Below are 16,426 nucleotides of genomic sequence, written 5' to 3' on the forward strand. Positions count from 1 at the left end.
AGTCTAGATCCCATGCTTGTCCTTAAATGTATAAACCAAACCGGAGGAACATATGGAAAAACAGATTAATGAGAAAGTGATGGAAATTGCTCAGAGTGTCCATAAGACTATACCTGTAGCTTGGAAAATCTTTTTATTAATATTACCCTGACTTTTGATGGTGGAGAAGTCTACTATTTCTTCAACGAAGAAGGAAAAAGTGACTATATTTATAATCTTTTTATTCCCAAGAAGTATAAGTTGCCTAATTCAGAATTTAGAGAAAATGAAAGACGCACCTTCAAATTAGCTTGGGAATTGAGAGAAATCTTTAAAAATGAAGAGCAGGCTTTATGGACAACATGTGTTATAAAGATTATTGGTGCAAAATTGACTGCTACATTTGACTACGCACCTTGGTTCGAGAGTGGGTTTACCTCAGGCCAACAAATGGATTTTTTTGAATACAAATACCTTGGCAAGCAGCCGGCTAACGAAAAAGAACTAGAACAGTTCAAAGCTATGGAAGCCTTCCAGAAGGAACTTAATGTAAAATAGTTTGAACTGATAAACGGCCACCCTCGAGGTGGTCTTTTATTGTTTTCCAAACGCTAGTCATAGGGTTTATGGTATACTAGTAGGACAGTTTATCTATGGGATAAGAGACTGATTTCATACAAGTCAAAAGGGAAAGGTCAGAAATGTGCGCCTTTTCCTGAAAGAAACTAGAAAGAGAAAGAGATGTTTTTAGGAAGACGTCGGATATTTTTTAACCAATACTATGATAAAGCAATCTATTATGATCGCAAAACCCACGAACTTTTGGAGGCACCAAAGAGCAAGCTCTTGGATACAGAAAAGTCTAGTAGGATGAATCGCCATATCCCCCTATTGGTAGTTCTCTTCTTATCAAGTGGTAGTGGGTTGATTTCCTTCTTCCGCTTGTTTATACAAGGAACCTATACCATGTCTACCTTCTGGAGTGTTCTTCTCATTTGGTTAGGGCAGTTTGCTTTCATCACCATCCTTGTTGAACGCGCCTTGTATCGAAATGTCAACAGGGCTCAGGTGACTACTCAAACTATTTGTCTGGCGCTTATGGAAAAGTCAGAGGAAACAAAGGAAGCTGAGGCAGAGATGAGTGAAAAAGATAGTCGCAACGCTACACGCTGGATAAGAGCATTGCTTTCTCTGGTTCCCTTGGTTGGATTTTTCTATGCCTATAATTTTATTTGGAATTACCAAGAGAGGTTGGGCACTCCCATCGGAGGAGAGATTATCAAGATTATCCTAACAGGACTTTTATTAGGCTTGACATTTGTTCTTTATAACCAAAACAATTTACCCAGAATATTTGATATCCTGGACCGCTTTTATGCTAGAAAACTGAGCCTCATCTGCCGAGCGGATGACAATCCAGATGTCTATCTGGAAGTGAGTATGGGGACGGATGAAGAATTTGTTATCAAGGAAGTGCAGAAGGACTAAGATCTTTTTTTGAAAGAATGAGATAGAAAGAGGTAGAGTATGTTTTTTCTGAGACGTCGTCGGGTTTTTATCGGAGAATGCGATGGTCAGGCGGTTTACTATGACCAAAAGACTGGGGAGGCCTTGGCTGCTCCAAAGAGTGTTTTACTCAATACGGAAGGTGCTTATAAGACCAATGCTTACATTCCTGAAATGGTTATTTTTCTGATGGCAGGTGGACCTGGTCTCTATGGCCTCCTTTCAGCCTTGGATATTGGTGTCTATAATTGGACCAGTTTGAGCTATGTGTTACTATTGTGGCTGGCTGAGTTTCTATTGTTTACCGCAATTCTTGAGCGAGGACTTTATAAAAATGTGCGCAAGGCTCAGCCAACAACGGAGAAGGTCTTTTACTATGCAGTGTCACATAATTTGATGGTAAGGGACGAACACTTTGATCCAGCTGAGGCATCTGCTACGATCTATCGAATCACTCGTTACATCATACTTGCCTTTGTTATCTATCTTTTGTATGTTTTTTACGACTGTACTCAAAAATTTGGGCAACTGATCGAACGCGGCTATGATTTTTGGGGAGCAGGTATAATGTTTTTCGTGCTCTTTTTGTTGTACAACCAAAACAATCCCGTTCGTTTTGTAAAGATTATGAAGCTCTACAGCCAAGGGAAAATCTTGTTCAAGAAAGAACCGGAGAGCGAAACGTGTAACTAGGTGTTAGAGAACAGTCAAATCCCAGAAAGTGAGTGCTGTATCTTTAACGAAGCGAGGTGTAGCTGCTACGATAGTTGCTATGTGATGGCCTCCTCAAATGGAAGATTATCAAGGATATACGGCGTTTTGCCAGATGAAATTTGGAGATGAAAAATGAAAGACATCCGTATTTTCGGTGCAGACTTTGAAAGAAGTAAGCGAATTGTGACCCAGGGGGATTTTGCTCTGACCGCAGGGATGCCCAACCCCATTCATATGGGCATCATCAACCGCCTCTTTACAGTGATTATTCTTGGATTTTGCTTTTCAGGGATTCTGATCTATGGCGTATTAATCGGGATACCAGAGTTTATCAGTGTAGATAGCGATGTTCATATCATTTCTCTGGAAGCAGGACTGCTGATTCATAACATGAGTAGCTTTCTAAAGCCCTTTAATCTGACGGTATATGTGATATCCTATCTAGGAATGGTGCTTGTTTTTTGGCCCAAAAAACGTTTGACTAGCCAGCTTTGGACCTACTTTCCCTTCTACTTTGCCATGTCCATTTGCGCTTTCATATCAGGACTGTACTTTGCCAGTGCAGTGGCCTATGATGCTTATACATGGCTGGGCTTCTGGCTTGAGCTTGGGATAGGTATGGCTCTCTTTTTCTGGATTATTCTCAATAGTATCCAGAATCTCAAGCGCAGACTAAATGATCAAGAGGAAAAGTCAATCCTCAAGCAGCTAGTCAGAATTCTCGCTGGAACCACGGCAGTTCTCTTTCCAGTTTCGCTGGTCTATCATCTGCTGTATCAAGTCCCTCTTCAGTGGTATTTCTACATTTTAGGCTTGTTTTTGCCGATTTGGTTTGTTATTGGAGCTCATTTTATCGCCTTTATGTTCAATGTCCATATCTTTCAAGCCTACTATATCCACAAATACCCAGAAGAGTATAAGGTTTATTTAAAGATATCAGACCGAGAATGGTATAGCAAACGATACTATAAAAAGCTAGTTGAAAGTGGACAGTTGCAGGAAGAGACAATGTGAGGAAATCGGTTTTCCTATATAAAATAGAGGTTATTTATGAAAATAAATGATGACGTTATTAAAAGTTTGATTTCACTCCCCTTTTTAAAGAAAAGCAGAGAAACGACTGTTCCCATCAAACAGATAAAGAAACTGCAAGAAGCGGAGAAGAATATTAATAGTTTAAAATGGGAGAATTTTGTATTAGAGAAAGATGGTGATTTTAGTGTCTATCTTTTTAAAAACCAGAGTGACATTTATAAGCACTGGAACTCACTGGGAATTAGCGCAAAAGAGGAAATAATTCCTGAAATTGAAGCACGATTAGATAACTTGATCGGGGAAGGTAAACTGGTAGCATCCATGAAAGATCAGATTCTATTTGATATCATTGGCATAGCTAGGTACCTGACCATTAAAAAAGAGGTTCCCCAAGCTGAGTCAACATTTTATGATGATTTGTATGCTTTATATCAAGCAGGCTATATCCCTTGCGGTTATGCGGGAGAAAAGTATAAAGTCTTCTAGCTTGGATTGTTACGAAAGTTAATCTTACTGATGAAATAGTATGTGATTTTTTAAGTATGGCTAGCCGTGTTAGGGATTCATGTTTTCCAGAAAATATCCCTATCTTGATGATTCAAAGGAGAATGGTCAAACAAGCTGTCCTCCCAAATCCAAAACAAAAGAACCTCAGAGGACTTCCTCTGAGGTTCTTTGCGTTCTAGTTTCCATATTTCTGGTAAAAATCGACCTTGACTTGGATAAAGGTTTCGGCTTCGCGTAGTAGCTGCAAGAGGGTGGCACGGGTTTCAAACTCCTCACGTGTTTTAGGGAGACTCCGATTGCGGAAGACTTGCAGATAGCGTTCGATGTCATCAAGTAGGTCATGAGCAGGATTGGTCTGGCTTAGCTGGGCAGCAATCTTAGAAAAGAGCTGGGCCAAGATCAAACTCTCACTTGCGGCCAGATGACAGGTATTGATCTGCTGGGCCATATTTCGCAGGATACGACTTTGTTGCTGTCTCATCTCAAAGTAGTGGATGTGGTAGTCCGTCTGGTGAAAGAGGTGATCCGAGTGATCCAGGTAGACCAGTTTGAGAGCTTCATCGAGGAGCTTGTCTAATTGGTCAACGAGTTGGGCTTGATTGCGCCCGTCTCCTCTTGACAGATAGTATTTAAAGCGAAGCAGGATGTCTTTTAACTTTTCCTCGACCTGAAGGTGGTAGCTTTGGATGGCTTTCTCACGAGAGGGCATATAAAGGTTGACCAATAGAGCAAAGCTTGTCCCGATGAGAAAGAGGAGCACTTCATTGAGCAAGAGAGCTGGAGAAGTAGATTCCTGTACCAAGAGATGACCGACCAAGACACTGCTAGGGGTGATGCCGATTTCCCAGCCCATTTTGTAAGAAAGAGGGACATAGAGAGCCAGATAGAGGCCCAGACTCCAAATGTGAAAGCCCGTCAGCTGAAAGGCTAGAACACCGATAGCGAGCGCTAGGAGCATAGAAAAGAGGCGGTTACGTGCTAATTTCAGCGTGCTTCTGCGCGTGTCGGAGAGGCTTAAGAGAGCGATAATTCCAGCTGAAACTGCTGATGATAAATCTAAAAAATAAGCGAGAAAACAAGCGAGACAGGTCGCTAAGACCAGTTTGGTCGTACGTTGAGTGAGGGACATGAAAATTTCCTAAACTAATAGAATCAAGTATTTAACGAGGAGTCAGAGACTAGGGGCGAAGTTTTCGGTTTGTAGCATACTCGGCAACCGCTGTAAAGAGGACATCTGTTGAAGAGTTCAGGGCTGTTTCGCAGGAGTCTTGAACGACACCGATCACAAAACCGACTCCGACAACCTGCATAGCCAAGTCGTTGGAAATCCCAAAGAGGCTACAAGCGACAGGAATAAGGAGAAGGGATCCCCCAGCGATCCCAGAGGCCCCACAGGCAGAAATGGCAGCCACGACACTGAGCACAAATGCTGTCCCAAAGTCTACCGAGATTCCGAGTGTATTGACCGCAGCCAGGGTCAGGATGTTAATGGTAACGGCAGCGCCAGCCATATTGATGGTCGAACCAAGCGGGATGGAGACAGAGTAGGTGTCAGGATTCAGTCCCAAGTCTTGGCAGAGTTTCATATTGACAGGGATATTTGCAGCAGAGCTACGAGTGAAAAAAGCTGTAATGCCACTAACACGTAGGCATTTCAAAACAAGGGGATAGGGATTTTTCCTCATAAAGAGAAAGGCGATGAGCGGGTTGACGATGAGAGCAACAAAGGCCATGGTAGCAATCAAGAGTCCTAGGAGGACACCGTAGTTAGCCAGACTGGCAATGCCCTTGTCAGAGATGGTCTTAAACACCAAGCCTAAAATCCCAAAGGGTGCTAGATTGATAATCCATTCCACGATTTTAGAGGTGACATCCGCCATGGTTTTCAGCAATTCTTTACTATGTTTACTTGCCTCTCTCATAGCCAGACCAAAGACGACTGCCCAAGAGAGAATTCCGATATAATTGGCCTCAACAATGGCATTCAAGGGATTGTCCACCAGTTTGAGCAAGAGGTTGCTGAGGACTTGACCGATACCGTCAGGAGCAGCAACTTCTGTATTTGCACTGGTCAGGGTGATTTGAACAGGTAGTAAGAAACTAGCTAGAACGGCCATCAATGCAGCAGCAAAGGTTCCAAGCAAGTATAGGAAAATAACCGTCTTCATATTGGTGTTTTGCCCCTTTTGGTGCTGGGAAAGGGCATTGGCAACAAGAGCAAAAACTAGAATAGGAGCGCTAGCTTTCAGTCCGCCTACAAAGAGATCTCCAAGCAGACCAATTCCTGTAAGGTTTGGAAAGAGCATCCCCAATGTCGCTCCAAAAATCATTCCAATAAGGATTCGTTTGATGAGGCTTGCCTTGGTCCAGGCTCTAATGATTCGTTTCATAGCAGTCTCCTTCAAATGTATTGTTTATAATTATAGTATAAATATGCTATAGAGGCAAGTGATATTTTGAAAAAAGGGCCGATAATTGAATAATTATGAAAGAAAAGAGAAGGACGATTTTATGGTATAATAGGAAAAAGGAGTTTTATATGCAAGATTTTTTTCAACGCTATTTTGATAGACTTGACTTAACAACTATTTTCGAGAATCTCTTGACCAAGGTGATTTCTCTTTTGATTTTGTTTTTACTATTTTATATAGTTAAAAAGATGCTTCATACGACTGTCCGAAAGATTGTCAAGCCCTCACTTAAATTTTCAAATCGAGATGCAGGGAGACAAAAGACCATTTCTCGTTTGCTGGAGAATGTCTTTAACTACATTCTTTATTTCTTTCTGCTCTACTGTATCCTCTCTATTTTAGGTTTGCCAGTTTCTAGCCTCCTTGCCGGTGCGGGGATTGCTGGGGTGGCTATTGGTATGGGGGCGCAAGGCTTTCTATCCGATGTCATCAATGGCTTCTTCATTCTTTTTGAACGCCAGCTTGATGTGGGCGACGAGGTGGTTCTCACAAATGGACCGATTACCGTTTCTGGCAAGGTCGTTAGCGTAGGGATCCGTACAACGCAACTGCGAGGTGACGATCAAGCCCTTCACTTTGTTCCCAATCGTAATATCACCGTCGTCAGCAATCTATCTCGTACTGAATAGACCGGCTATTTTAGCAGATTTGTGGTACAATAGAAGGAGTTTGGTAAAGGAGAGAGTATGCTATTTGTAGAGAAAAAATTAGGTCACGATTGTACATGGATAGACCTTGATGTGGACAAGATTAAAAACATGGAAGACCTTTCGGATGTCTATGGATTGGACAAGGAAACTATCGAGTATGCTCTGGATAGAAATGAGCGTGCCCACATGGACTATCACCGTGAAACGGGAACGGTAACCTTCATTTATAATGTTCTTGACTTAGAAAAAGATAAAGAATATTATGAAGCAATTCCGATGACCTTTATCGTTGAAAAACAACGGCTAATCACAATTAGCAATCATAAGAATAGTTATGTGATTAAACGTATGGCAACCTACCTTGAAAGCCATGAAGTTGTTTCAATCTACAAATTTCTTTTTGCCAGTTTAGAGATTATTAGCAATGCTTATTATCCAGTGATTGAAGAAATGGATAAAAGTAAGGATGAAATCAGTGCACTTCTTCGTCAAAAAACAACTAAAAAAAATCTTTTTGCCCTTTCCGACTTGGAGACTGGTATGGTCTATCTGACAGCGGCTGCCAAGCAGAATCGCATGTTGCTAGAACATATCCAAGGACATGCCCTTTATCGCAGATTTAACGAAGTTGAGAGAGAACAGTTTGATGATGCCATGATTGAGGCTCATCAGCTGGTTTCGATGACCGATTTGATTTCTCAAGTTCTGCAGCAACTATCAGCCTCTTACAACAACATTTTGAATAATAACCTGAATGATAACTTGACAACCTTGACCATTATTTCAGTTTTACTAGCAGTCTTGGCAGTAGTGACGGGTTTTTTCGGGATGAATGTTCCCCTCCCCTTCACAGACGAGCCCTATGCTTGGGTCTACATCAGCTTGGCTAGTGCGGTCTTATGGCTGGTTTTATCATTGATTTTGAGAAAAATTGCGAAAAAAAGTTAAGAAAAGGAGCCAGGATGGCGATTGAAAACTATATGCCAGATTTTGCTGTGGAAGCAGTCTATGATCTGACAGTCCCAAGCCTGCAAGCGCATGGTATCAAGGCTGTTTTGGTTGATTTGGACAATACCCTCATTGCTTGGAACAACCCTGATGGGACGCCAGAGATGAAACAGTGGCTACATGACCTTCGAGATGCAGGTATTCGCATCATCGTGGTCTCAAATAATACCAAAAAACGGGTTCAACGAGCAGTTGAGAAATTTGGAATTGATTACGTTTATTGGGCCTTGAAACCCTTCACATTTGGGATTGACCGTGCCATGAAGGAATTCCACTATGAGAAAAGTGAAGTGGTTATGGTAGGAGACCAGCTTATGACAGATATACGAGCAGCCCACCGTGCAGGCATTCGCTCGATTTTAGTCAAACCCTTGGTCCAACACGACTCCATCAAAACGCAGATTAACCGAGCTCGCGAGCGCCGTGTCATACGAAAAATCACTGAAAAGTACGGACCGATTACATATAAAAAAGGAATTTAACTATGGAAGAAATTCTCTGTATTGGATGTGGAGCAACCATTCAGACGACAGACAAGGCTGGACTTGGCTTTACCCCCCAGTCGGCACTTGAAAAAGGTTTGGAGACTGGCGAAGTCTATTGCCAACGTTGTTTCCGTCTCCGTCACTACAATGAAATCACGGATGTCCAGTTGACAGACGATGATTTTCTCAAACTCTTGCACGAGGTGGGAGACAGTGATGCCTTGGTGGTCAATGTCATTGATATCTTTGACTTTAATGGCTCTGTCATCCCAGGCTTACCACGTTTTGTATCGGGCAATGATGTCCTCTTGGTGGGAAATAAAAAAGATATCCTGCCCAAGTCAGTTAAGCCAAGCAAGATTAGTCAGTGGCTCATGGAACGTGCCCACGAAGAAGGGCTTCGTCCAGTAGATGTTGTCCTGACTTCAGCCCAAAACAAGCATGCCATCAAAGAAGTCATTGATAAGATTGAGCATTATCGTAAGGGCCGCGATGTCTACGTAGTTGGGGTAACCAACGTTGGAAAGTCAACCCTTATCAACGCTATTATCCAAGAAATCACAGGTGACCAGAATGTCATCACGACGTCACGCTTCCCAGGGACAACCTTGGACAAGATTGAGATCCCGCTTGACGACGGGTCTTATATCTACGATACACCGGGGATTATCCACCGCCACCAGATGGCCCACTACTTGACGGCTAAAAACCTCAAGTATGTCAGCCCTAAAAAGGAAATCAAGCCAAAAACCTATCAGCTTAACCCTGAACAAACCCTGTTTCTAGGTGGTCTCGGACGCTTTGACTTCATATCAGGAGAAAAGCAAGGATTCACAGCCTTCTTTGACAATGAACTCAAACTCCACCGTACCAAGCTAGAAGGCGCTAGTGCCTTTTATGACAAGCATCTGGGAACTCTTCTCACACCACCAAATAGCAAAGAAAAAGAAGATTTTCCAAAACTAGTCCAACATGTATTTACCATCAAGGACAAGACAGACCTAGTCATCTCAGGACTCGGCTGGATCCGCGTAACAGGCACCGCCAAAGTCGCCGTCTGGGCACCAGAAGGCGTCGCCGTCGTCACACGAAAAGCAATAATTTAAAATAGAATCACTGAGCGAACAAAGTGAGCTCATAAGAAGATAGTTATTGCCGTGGTGTGATTGCCAATCTCTTGATTGGCAAGGGGCACAATTGAGACCCAAGCTCAATTGTGAGGTCAGGAAATCCATTTTTCAAAGATGAGATCTTTGAAAAATTAGTTCCGACCGTCCCTCACCACCTAAAATAACTATCAAAAAAGGAAGAAAGATTATGTCATTAACATCGAAACAACGTGCCTTCCTCAACAGCCAGGCACACACCCTCAAACCTATCATCCAAATCGGAAAAAATGGTCTCAACGACCAAATCAAAACTAGCGTCCGTCAGGCTCTCGACGCCCGCGAATTGATTAAAGTCACACTCTTGCAAAACACAGATGAAAACATCCACGAAGTAGCTGAAATCTTGGAAGAAGAAATCGGTGTAGATACGGTCCAAAAAATCGGACGCATCTTGATCTTGTTTAAACAATCCAGCAAGAAAGAAAATCGCAAGATTTCCAAGAAAGTCAAAGAAATCTGAAACCTACTCCAAACAACTGTTTTTACAGAGAATTAAAGGAAGACGAGCCTATGGCAATCGAATTATTGACTCCCTTTACCAAGGTAGAGTTGGAGCCAGAAATCAAGGAGAAAAAACGCAAACAAGTCGGAATTTTAGGGGGGAATTTTAACCCTGTTCACAATGCCCATCTTGTTGTGGCGGACCAAGTACGACAACAGTTGGGACTGGACCAGGTCCTGCTTATGCCCGAATACCAGCCACCTCATGTAGACAAAAAAGAAACCATCCCTGAACACCACCGTCTCAAGATGCTTGAATTGGCGATTGAGGGGATCGAAGGTCTGGACATTGAAACTATTGAGTTGGAGCGCAAGGGCATTTCTTACACCTACGACACCATGAAGATTTTGACAGAGCAACATCCAGATACGGATTATTACTTCATTATCGGAGCTGATATGGTGGACTATCTGCCTAAGTGGTACCGAATTGATGAGCTAGTTGACATGGTTCAGTTTGTGGGGGTTCAGCGACCACGCTACAAGGCAGGAACTTCCTATCCAGTTATCTGGGTAGATGTGCCCCTTATGGACATCTCATCCAGTATGGTGCGTGATTTCCTTGCCCAAGGTCGGAAACCCAACTTTCTCCTACCTCAGCCAGTGCTAGACTACATCGAGAAGGAGGGACTCTACTGATGGCCTATCAAGACTATATCAACTGCTCACGTGAGGCTTTGTTGGAAAAAATGGCAGAGCTTCTACCTGAAAAACGCTTAACCCATTGCTTGGGTGTGGAGCGTGCAGCCATAGAACTGGCTCAACGCTTTGGTGTGGATAGTGAGAAAGCAGGCCTAGCAGGCCTTCTCCACGACTATGCTAAAAAGTTGTCAGATCAGGAATTTCTAAACTTGATTGATCGTTATCAGCTAGACCCTGACCTCAAAAACTGGGGCAATAATGTCTGGCATGGCATGGTTGGCATTTACAAGATTCAGGAAGATTTGGATTTGCGTGATCCGGAGATCCTAAGAGCTATTGAAATCCATACAGTCGGGGCTGGTCAGATGACCGATCTAGACAAGGTAATCTATGTAGCAGACTACATTGAGCACAATCGTGCTTTCCCTGGTGTGGACCAGGCACGTGAGATTGCTGGGCTATCGCTCAATAAGGCTGTGGCCTACGAAACAGCTCGTACCGTGGAGCATCTAGCTCATCAGGGATTCCCCATCTATCCCCAAACCCTTGAAACCTATAACGCCTTTGTGCACTATTTGAAAGAGGACTAAATGAACGAAAAAGAATTATTAGAACTAGTCGTGAAAGCGGCTGATGAGAAACGTGCGGAGGATATCCTTGCACTTGATGTACAGAATTTGACCAGTGTTACAGACTACTTTGTTATCACGAGCTCAATGAATAGCCGTCAGCTGGACGCAATCGCTGATAACATTCGTGAAAAAGTAGCTCAAGCTGGTGTTAAAGGCAGTCATGTCGAAGGTGATGCAGCGGGAGGCTGGGTCTTGCTGGACCTCGGTGGTGTCGTTGTGCATATTTTCTCCGAAGAAATGCGTGCTCACTATAACCTTGAAAAACTATGGCATGAGGCGGATTCTGTAGACATTTCAGAAGCCTTGGCCTAGTAGATGAACTCAGTTGTAGTCAACTGGGTTTCTTTGCTTATTTTAGAAGAAAAATGATAGAAAGGTAAAGGGCGACGTGTTTGGTTGATCTTGAAACTGAACACGAGCTAAAAGTTGCGAGAAAAAGAGTAACTTCCTTTGTATCTGATGATACAGCAGAAAGTTTCCTATTTTCTCTTAGCCTTTAACGCTCTTTGTATCTTAGAAAGGATTTGAACCCGTCCTGTAATCGTCGGAAAATAGATAGCCTTCCTTGGAGCTCGGCTCCATCGTCAAGCTCCTAATTTTCATTCCGATTACGGGCGGACTTGGTATCATGATTATGGCAACTTATGAAACCTTTGCGGCTGTTTATGATGCGGTCATGGATGACAGTTTATACGATAAATGGACGGATTTTTCCCTCCGTCATTTGCCAAAGACCAAGGAGAGAAAGAAACTCTTGGAATTGGCTTGTGGAACAGGTATCCAGTCTGTCCGCTTTTCTCAAGCTGGTTTTGATGTGACAGGACTTGACTTGAGCGCTGATATGCTGAAGATTGCGGAGAAAAGAGCTACTTCAGCCAAGCAAAAGATTGATTTTATTGAAGGCAATATGCTGGATTTATCTAAGGCAGGTCAATACGACTTTGTCACGTGTTATTCGGACTCTATCTGCTACATGCAGGATGAGGTGGAAGTAGGGGATGTCTTTAAGGAAGTCTATAATGCCCTCAAGGAAGATGGTGTCTTTATCTTTGATGTACATTCGACCTACCAGACAGACGAGGTTTTTCCAGGTTATTCCTATCATGAAAATGCAGAAGACTTCGCCATGCTCTGGGATACCTACGAGGACGTAGCACCTCACTCCATCGTGCATGAGTTGACCTTCTTTATCAAGGAAGCTGACGGTTCCTTTAGTCGCCACGATGAAGTGCATGAGGAGCGGACCTATGAAATCTTGACCTATGATATTTTACTGGAACAAGCTGGTTTCAAGTCCTTCAAACTCTATGCGGACTTTGAGGACAAGGAGCCGACAGAAACCAGCACCCGTTGGTTTTTTGTCGCGCAGAAGTAAATAAAATATTGTTAATCTTATGCTTAGGAGGTAAGGAAAAATGAGTATACCAGTACCATTTGGTGATATTATTGAAAAAGAAGTAATTACCAATATACCCAAAATTTATCAAAAGTTAAAGCAAATTTATAAGGACTTACAGTTTAAAACAGAAGAGGAGTTAGGTGTTGTTTATCAGAACTATTTAAAATTTACTTATGATAAATATTCTAAAGTTAAAACCTTGCTTTATAAAAACGAAGGTAAGTTTATATATGATTTCTATGAACATGTTTATTTGAATAGCGCTGATTTAGAAAAGCTAGAAACTGATAATACTGAGCAGATTTTTAATAAGTCGTCTAATATTATTTTGACAGGAACTGGTGGGATTGGTAAATCAATGCTTGTAAAACATATTTTTATCAACCAAATACAACAAGCTACATCAATTCCAATCTTTATTGAGTTAAAATCTCTTAATGATTTTGAGTTTTTGGACAACAGGTTAATTGATTTTATTTATCAGGAGATTCGAAACCATCATTTAGATTTAGAAAAGCAATATTTTGAGGTGACTTTAAATGCTGGAAGATATACAATAATTTTTGACGGATTAGATGAAGTAAATCCGTCAAAACGTTCGTGGTTAGATAGAGAGATTAAAGAGTTTGTAACTTTATACAATGAAAATCGGTATATTTTATCTTCAAGACCGTCTGAGGAATTTATAGGATGGAATCAATTTATTGAGTATGAAATTAGTAAAATGGATAAGGTGCAGGCACTAGCTTTAATCAATAAACTGAAGTATGATGAAAAAGTAAAAAAACGTTTTCATAAAGAATTAAAAGGTCATTTATATGATACTCATAAATCTTTTGCCTCTATCCCACTCCTGTTAACGATTATGTTAATGACTTATGAAGCTGGGGCTTCTATTCCAAATAATTTAACTGATTTCTACAATCAGGCCTTTTATACATTGTACCAAAGACATGATGCATCTAAATCAGGATACAAAAGAGAACTAAAAGCAAAATTAACCCCTGAGGAATTTCGAAATATATTAGCCTACATTGGTTTGAAAACATTCTTTGATGGGAAAGTAGATTTCGATAGAACTACACTTGATGATATAATTACTAAATATTGTTTAAAAAATAACTTTGAATTAAAGACGAATGATATAGTTTATGATGCGACTCACAATGCTTGCATGATGCTTCAAGAAGGTGTTAGTTTAAAGTTCTCTCATCGTTCTTTCCAAGAATACTTTGCTGCAGTAGGTATTAATCAACTAGATGATAAACTTCAAAGACAGATATTAGTTAAGTGGTCTGAAGCAGATAGAAATAATATTAGATCCCACAGAACTTTTATGAATGCACTTTTCACGATACAGAAAGAAAGAACTTTCAAAAATTTATGTATTCCAATCATAGAAAGTATGGATGAAAAGTATAGGAGAATGGGAGATATCACAGAGAGAATTAGTACATGTTTTAAATTCTTTATCTGTAGCAAAGACAACAGAGAAAATAAACTAGAATTAGGATTTTTACTAACAAATGAAGTTTACTTCTACTTCAGTTTGCAATTTTTAATATTTGATAACATAGGCGTAGATATTTTGTCAATAAGTGATTTTGAAAGTATAAAAAAATTAGAGGCTAGTATAGTATCTAATTGGAAGATAGATGAAAGCAAAAATTATAACATGCTGACAGATGATGAAAAATGTTTAATAAATAAGTGGGTAAATGGCTGGTATTTTAGTAGACACAATTACTTAAAAGAATGGTCAATTAAATTCATTGAGGAAACAACCACTCAAAAGCGGAGTTTACAGAATATAATAGATTCAATTTGATATTAAAAAAGGGGCACCAAATGACCATCACAGGTATTATCGCGGAGTTCAATCCTTTTCATAATGGGCATAAATACCTGCTGGATCAAGCAGAGGGGCTGAAAATCGTTGCCATGTCTGGAAATTTCATGCAACGAGGAGAGCCGGCTATCGTGGACAAGTGGACACGAACCCAGATGGCGCTTGAAAATGGCGCTGATCTGGTAGTGGAATTGCCCTTTTTAGTCAGTGTTCAGGCGGCAGATTTCTTTGGCCAAGGAGCTGTGGATATCTTGGCTCGGTTGGGGATTGATACTCTAGATTTCGGGACAGAAGAAGTTCTGGATTATCAAAAGATATCTGACTTATACACAGAGCAAGGTGCTGAGATGGAGAAATTTGTGGAAAATCTGCCTGATTCACTATCTTATCCCCAGAAAACCCAAGCTATGTGGAAGGAATTTGCAGGTCTTGATTTTTCTGGCAATATGCCCAATCATGTTCTAGCTTTGGCCTATGCCAAGGCGGTTGCAGGACGCAACATCAAGCTTGAGCCGATTCAGCGTCAGGGAGCGGGTTATCATTCTGTGGACAAGGATGTGGACTTTGCCTCGGCGACAGCCCTCCGTCAGCACCAGAGGGACAAAGATTTCTTAGAACGCTTTATGCCTTCTCTTGACCTCTTTGAGCAGGCCAGTAAGGTGAGTTGGGATGATTATTTTCCCTTGCTCCGCTATCAAATCTTGTCAAATCCAGACCTGACGACCATCTATCAGGTCAATCAAGAAATGGCAGTGCGTATCAAGGATGCCATCAAGATAGCCCAGTCTGTGGAGGAATTGGTCGAGGCAGTTGCGACCAAACGTTACACAAAAGCGCGTGTCAGACGCCTCTTGACTTATATCTTGGTGCAGGCCAGAGAAAGCGACTTGCCAGAAGCCATCCATGTCCTTGGCTTTACTGAAAAAGGCAGACAACATCTCAAGTCTCTGAAAGGGCAGGTCCATCTAGTCAGCCGAATTGGCAAAGAACCTTGGGATACCATGACCCAAAAGGCAGACCAGATATACCGACTAGGCCAGCCAAGTATAGCAGAGCAGAATTTTGGCAGAGTGCCTATCAAAATAGAATTAAACTAAGTCTACTGAAAGGTAGGCTTTTTGAGATTTTTTCGAATAAATAGATAGAAAAGAAAAATCTTGTACAAGTTCCTGACAATTCCTTTCTTTTCGTGTATAATAGTGGAAAAGAGGTAAAACGAGGTATGGTTATGGAAGCAGTTCTTTACTCAACATTCCGAAATCATTTAAAAGACTACATGAAGAAGGTAAACGATGAATTTGAGCCTTTGACGGTGGTCAATAAAAACCCAGATGAGGATATTGTAGTCCTTTCAAAGAGCGAATGGGACAGTATTCAGGAAACCCTGAGAATCGCTCAAAATAAGGAACTTTCTGATAAGGTTTTGCGAGGAATGGCTCAAGTCCGAGCTGGAAGTACTCAGGTCCATGTTATTGAGGAGTGAGAAATGCTGCTCAAGTTTACAGAAGATGTCTGGGCAGATTATTGCTACTGGCAAACTCAGGACAAGAAAACGCTAAAAAGAATCAACATGCTAATCAAGGATATTCAACGAGATCCTTTTTCAGGAATTGGTAAACCAGAACCACTCAAGTATGACTACCAAGGAGCTTGGTCGCGGCGCATTGATGCAGAAAATCGCTTGATTTATATGATAGATGGAGATAGCGTGGCTTTCTTGTCCTTCAAAGATCATTACTAAGTCTACTGAAAGGTAGGCTTTTTTATTTTAGAAATTTTAGATAGGTAATTGAAGATAAAGTCTTTGGAAAATGACAGACTTCCTAAGTTAAGAAATCAGTAAAAAATTATTAGTATAATAACTAGATTCTTGTCCCTT

The 16,426-nt window shown here is 41.3% G+C and carries 19 protein-coding genes and 1 pseudogene; 18 read left to right on the forward strand and 2 right to left on the reverse strand.

Annotated elements, in window-relative coordinates; all coding sequences use genetic code 11:
- Positions 1-52: 52 nt before the first annotated feature.
- The 5 genes and pseudogenes from HMPREF2991_RS07210 (at position 53) to HMPREF2991_RS07230 (ending at position 3,720) form a co-directional block, all read left to right on the forward strand.
- Positions 53-537: pseudogene (locus HMPREF2991_RS07210) on the forward strand (immunity protein YezG family protein).
- A gap of 183 nt (positions 538-720) precedes the next feature.
- The gene (locus HMPREF2991_RS07215) at positions 721-1,467 is read left to right on the forward strand and encodes a hypothetical protein (RefSeq protein WP_180364432.1); all 747 of its coding nucleotides are present in this window, start codon (positions 721-723) and stop codon (positions 1,465-1,467) included.
- Between the two features lie 39 nt (positions 1,468-1,506).
- Positions 1,507-2,178, forward strand: a complete 672-nt coding sequence (locus HMPREF2991_RS07220) for a hypothetical protein (RefSeq protein WP_070568043.1) — start codon at positions 1,507-1,509, stop codon at positions 2,176-2,178.
- Between the two features lie 153 nt (positions 2,179-2,331).
- A complete protein-coding gene (locus HMPREF2991_RS07225) occupies positions 2,332-3,213 on the forward strand; it encodes a beta-carotene 15,15'-monooxygenase (protein ID WP_070568040.1) in 882 nt (293 codons plus the stop codon).
- A gap of 36 nt (positions 3,214-3,249) precedes the next feature.
- On the forward strand, positions 3,250-3,720 hold the full coding sequence (locus tag HMPREF2991_RS07230; RefSeq protein WP_070568037.1) for a hypothetical protein: 471 nt from the start codon (positions 3,250-3,252) through the stop codon (positions 3,718-3,720).
- 196 nt (positions 3,721-3,916) lie between these two features.
- Here the strand turns inward: HMPREF2991_RS07230 and HMPREF2991_RS07235 are convergent, their stop codons facing one another.
- Both HMPREF2991_RS07235 and sstT read right to left on the reverse strand, forming a co-directional pair.
- Complete coding sequence (locus tag HMPREF2991_RS07235) at positions 3,917-4,870, reverse strand: aromatic acid exporter family protein (protein WP_070568035.1); 954 nt, start codon at positions 4,868-4,870, stop codon at positions 3,917-3,919.
- A gap of 49 nt (positions 4,871-4,919) precedes the next feature.
- On the reverse strand, positions 4,920-6,131 hold the full coding sequence (gene sstT / locus HMPREF2991_RS07240) for a serine/threonine transporter SstT (RefSeq protein WP_070568032.1): 1,212 nt from the start codon (positions 6,129-6,131) through the stop codon (positions 4,920-4,922).
- Between the two features lie 149 nt (positions 6,132-6,280).
- Here sstT and HMPREF2991_RS07245 point away from each other — a divergent pair, with 149 nt between their 5' ends.
- The 13 genes from HMPREF2991_RS07245 to HMPREF2991_RS07305 all read left to right on the forward strand — a co-directional run bounded on the left by HMPREF2991_RS07245 (position 6,281) and on the right by HMPREF2991_RS07305 (position 16,288).
- A complete protein-coding gene (locus tag HMPREF2991_RS07245; RefSeq protein WP_070683756.1) occupies positions 6,281-6,841 on the forward strand; it encodes a mechanosensitive ion channel family protein in 561 nt (186 codons plus the stop codon).
- Positions 6,842-6,898: 57 nt separating this feature from the next.
- The gene (locus tag HMPREF2991_RS07250) at positions 6,899-7,810 is read left to right on the forward strand and encodes a magnesium transporter CorA family protein (protein WP_070683759.1); all 912 of its coding nucleotides are present in this window, start codon (positions 6,899-6,901) and stop codon (positions 7,808-7,810) included.
- A gap of 14 nt (positions 7,811-7,824) precedes the next feature.
- Positions 7,825-8,352, forward strand: coding sequence for a YqeG family HAD IIIA-type phosphatase (locus HMPREF2991_RS07255; RefSeq protein ID WP_070683761.1), 528 nt, complete (start codon positions 7,825-7,827; stop codon positions 8,350-8,352).
- Positions 8,353-8,354: 2 nt separating this feature from the next.
- Positions 8,355-9,461, forward strand: a complete 1,107-nt coding sequence (gene yqeH, locus HMPREF2991_RS07260) for a ribosome biogenesis GTPase YqeH (protein WP_070683763.1) — start codon at positions 8,355-8,357, stop codon at positions 9,459-9,461.
- Between the two features lie 211 nt (positions 9,462-9,672).
- Positions 9,673-9,984 (forward strand): ribosome assembly RNA-binding protein YhbY, encoded by a 312-nt coding sequence (gene yhbY, locus HMPREF2991_RS07265; protein ID WP_000060169.1) that lies wholly within the window; start codon positions 9,673-9,675, stop codon positions 9,982-9,984.
- 50 nt (positions 9,985-10,034) lie between these two features.
- Positions 10,035-10,664 carry a nicotinate-nucleotide adenylyltransferase gene (locus tag HMPREF2991_RS07270; RefSeq protein WP_070683765.1) on the forward strand — a complete coding sequence of 210 codons (630 nt, stop codon included), beginning with the start codon at positions 10,035-10,037 and terminating at the stop codon, positions 10,662-10,664.
- On the forward strand, positions 10,664-11,257 hold the full coding sequence (gene yqeK / locus HMPREF2991_RS07275; protein ID WP_070683767.1) for a bis(5'-nucleosyl)-tetraphosphatase (symmetrical) YqeK: 594 nt from the start codon (positions 10,664-10,666) through the stop codon (positions 11,255-11,257). The genes HMPREF2991_RS07270 and yqeK overlap by 1 nt, the downstream gene beginning before the upstream one ends.
- Positions 11,258-11,611, forward strand: a complete 354-nt coding sequence (rsfS, locus tag HMPREF2991_RS07280) for a ribosome silencing factor (RefSeq protein ID WP_070568027.1) — start codon at positions 11,258-11,260, stop codon at positions 11,609-11,611.
- A 322-nt stretch (positions 11,612-11,933) separates the two neighbouring features.
- Complete coding sequence (locus tag HMPREF2991_RS07285; RefSeq protein ID WP_070568025.1) at positions 11,934-12,674, forward strand: class I SAM-dependent DNA methyltransferase; 741 nt, start codon at positions 11,934-11,936, stop codon at positions 12,672-12,674.
- A gap of 40 nt (positions 12,675-12,714) precedes the next feature.
- A complete protein-coding gene (locus tag HMPREF2991_RS07290; RefSeq protein ID WP_070568023.1) occupies positions 12,715-14,526 on the forward strand; it encodes an NACHT domain-containing protein in 1,812 nt (603 codons plus the stop codon).
- 20 nt (positions 14,527-14,546) lie between these two features.
- Entirely contained in the window at positions 14,547-15,644 is a 1,098-nt protein-coding gene (locus tag HMPREF2991_RS07295; RefSeq protein ID WP_070568021.1) for a nucleotidyltransferase, read from the forward strand.
- A 131-nt stretch (positions 15,645-15,775) separates the two neighbouring features.
- Positions 15,776-16,030 carry a type II toxin-antitoxin system Phd/YefM family antitoxin gene (locus HMPREF2991_RS07300; RefSeq protein ID WP_000388572.1) on the forward strand — a complete coding sequence of 85 codons (255 nt, stop codon included), beginning with the start codon at positions 15,776-15,778 and terminating at the stop codon, positions 16,028-16,030.
- 3 nt (positions 16,031-16,033) lie between these two features.
- Positions 16,034-16,288, forward strand: a complete 255-nt coding sequence (locus HMPREF2991_RS07305; protein WP_070568019.1) for a Txe/YoeB family addiction module toxin — start codon at positions 16,034-16,036, stop codon at positions 16,286-16,288.
- The last annotated feature ends 138 nt before the right edge of the window (positions 16,289-16,426 follow it).

This window comes from Streptococcus sp. HMSC072D07, from assembly GCF_001814835.1.
Classification (GTDB): Bacteria; Bacillota; Bacilli; order Lactobacillales; family Streptococcaceae; genus Streptococcus.

What these genes read in the sequence shown, in the direction of transcription:
- HMPREF2991_RS07215 (WP_180364432.1), top strand. Translation starts at nt 721, where the DNA reads ATGTTTTTAGGAAGACGTCGGATATTTTTTAACCAATACTATGATAAA.
- HMPREF2991_RS07220 (WP_070568043.1), top strand. Translation starts at nt 1,507, where the DNA reads ATGTTTTTTCTGAGACGTCGTCGGGTTTTTATCGGAGAATGCGATGGT.
- HMPREF2991_RS07225 (WP_070568040.1), top strand. Translation starts at nt 2,332, where the DNA reads ATGAAAGACATCCGTATTTTCGGTGCAGACTTTGAAAGAAGTAAGCGA.
- HMPREF2991_RS07230 (WP_070568037.1), top strand. Translation starts at nt 3,250, where the DNA reads ATGAAAATAAATGATGACGTTATTAAAAGTTTGATTTCACTCCCCTTT.
- HMPREF2991_RS07235 (WP_070568035.1), bottom strand. Translation starts at nt 4,870, where the DNA reads ATGTCCCTCACTCAACGTACGACCAAACTGGTCTTAGCGACCTGTCTC.
- sstT (WP_070568032.1), bottom strand. Translation starts at nt 6,131, where the DNA reads ATGAAACGAATCATTAGAGCCTGGACCAAGGCAAGCCTCATCAAACGA.
- HMPREF2991_RS07245 (WP_070683756.1), top strand. Translation starts at nt 6,281, where the DNA reads ATGCAAGATTTTTTTCAACGCTATTTTGATAGACTTGACTTAACAACT.
- HMPREF2991_RS07250 (WP_070683759.1), top strand. Translation starts at nt 6,899, where the DNA reads ATGCTATTTGTAGAGAAAAAATTAGGTCACGATTGTACATGGATAGAC.
- HMPREF2991_RS07255 (WP_070683761.1), top strand. Translation starts at nt 7,825, where the DNA reads ATGGCGATTGAAAACTATATGCCAGATTTTGCTGTGGAAGCAGTCTAT.
- yqeH (WP_070683763.1), top strand. Translation starts at nt 8,355, where the DNA reads ATGGAAGAAATTCTCTGTATTGGATGTGGAGCAACCATTCAGACGACA.
- yhbY (WP_000060169.1), top strand. Translation starts at nt 9,673, where the DNA reads ATGTCATTAACATCGAAACAACGTGCCTTCCTCAACAGCCAGGCACAC.
- HMPREF2991_RS07270 (WP_070683765.1), top strand. Translation starts at nt 10,035, where the DNA reads ATGGCAATCGAATTATTGACTCCCTTTACCAAGGTAGAGTTGGAGCCA.
- yqeK (WP_070683767.1), top strand. Translation starts at nt 10,664, where the DNA reads ATGGCCTATCAAGACTATATCAACTGCTCACGTGAGGCTTTGTTGGAA.
- rsfS (WP_070568027.1), top strand. Translation starts at nt 11,258, where the DNA reads ATGAACGAAAAAGAATTATTAGAACTAGTCGTGAAAGCGGCTGATGAG.
- HMPREF2991_RS07285 (WP_070568025.1), top strand. Translation starts at nt 11,934, where the DNA reads ATGGCAACTTATGAAACCTTTGCGGCTGTTTATGATGCGGTCATGGAT.
- HMPREF2991_RS07290 (WP_070568023.1), top strand. Translation starts at nt 12,715, where the DNA reads ATGAGTATACCAGTACCATTTGGTGATATTATTGAAAAAGAAGTAATT.
- HMPREF2991_RS07295 (WP_070568021.1), top strand. Translation starts at nt 14,547, where the DNA reads ATGACCATCACAGGTATTATCGCGGAGTTCAATCCTTTTCATAATGGG.
- HMPREF2991_RS07300 (WP_000388572.1), top strand. Translation starts at nt 15,776, where the DNA reads ATGGAAGCAGTTCTTTACTCAACATTCCGAAATCATTTAAAAGACTAC.
- HMPREF2991_RS07305 (WP_070568019.1), top strand. Translation starts at nt 16,034, where the DNA reads ATGCTGCTCAAGTTTACAGAAGATGTCTGGGCAGATTATTGCTACTGG.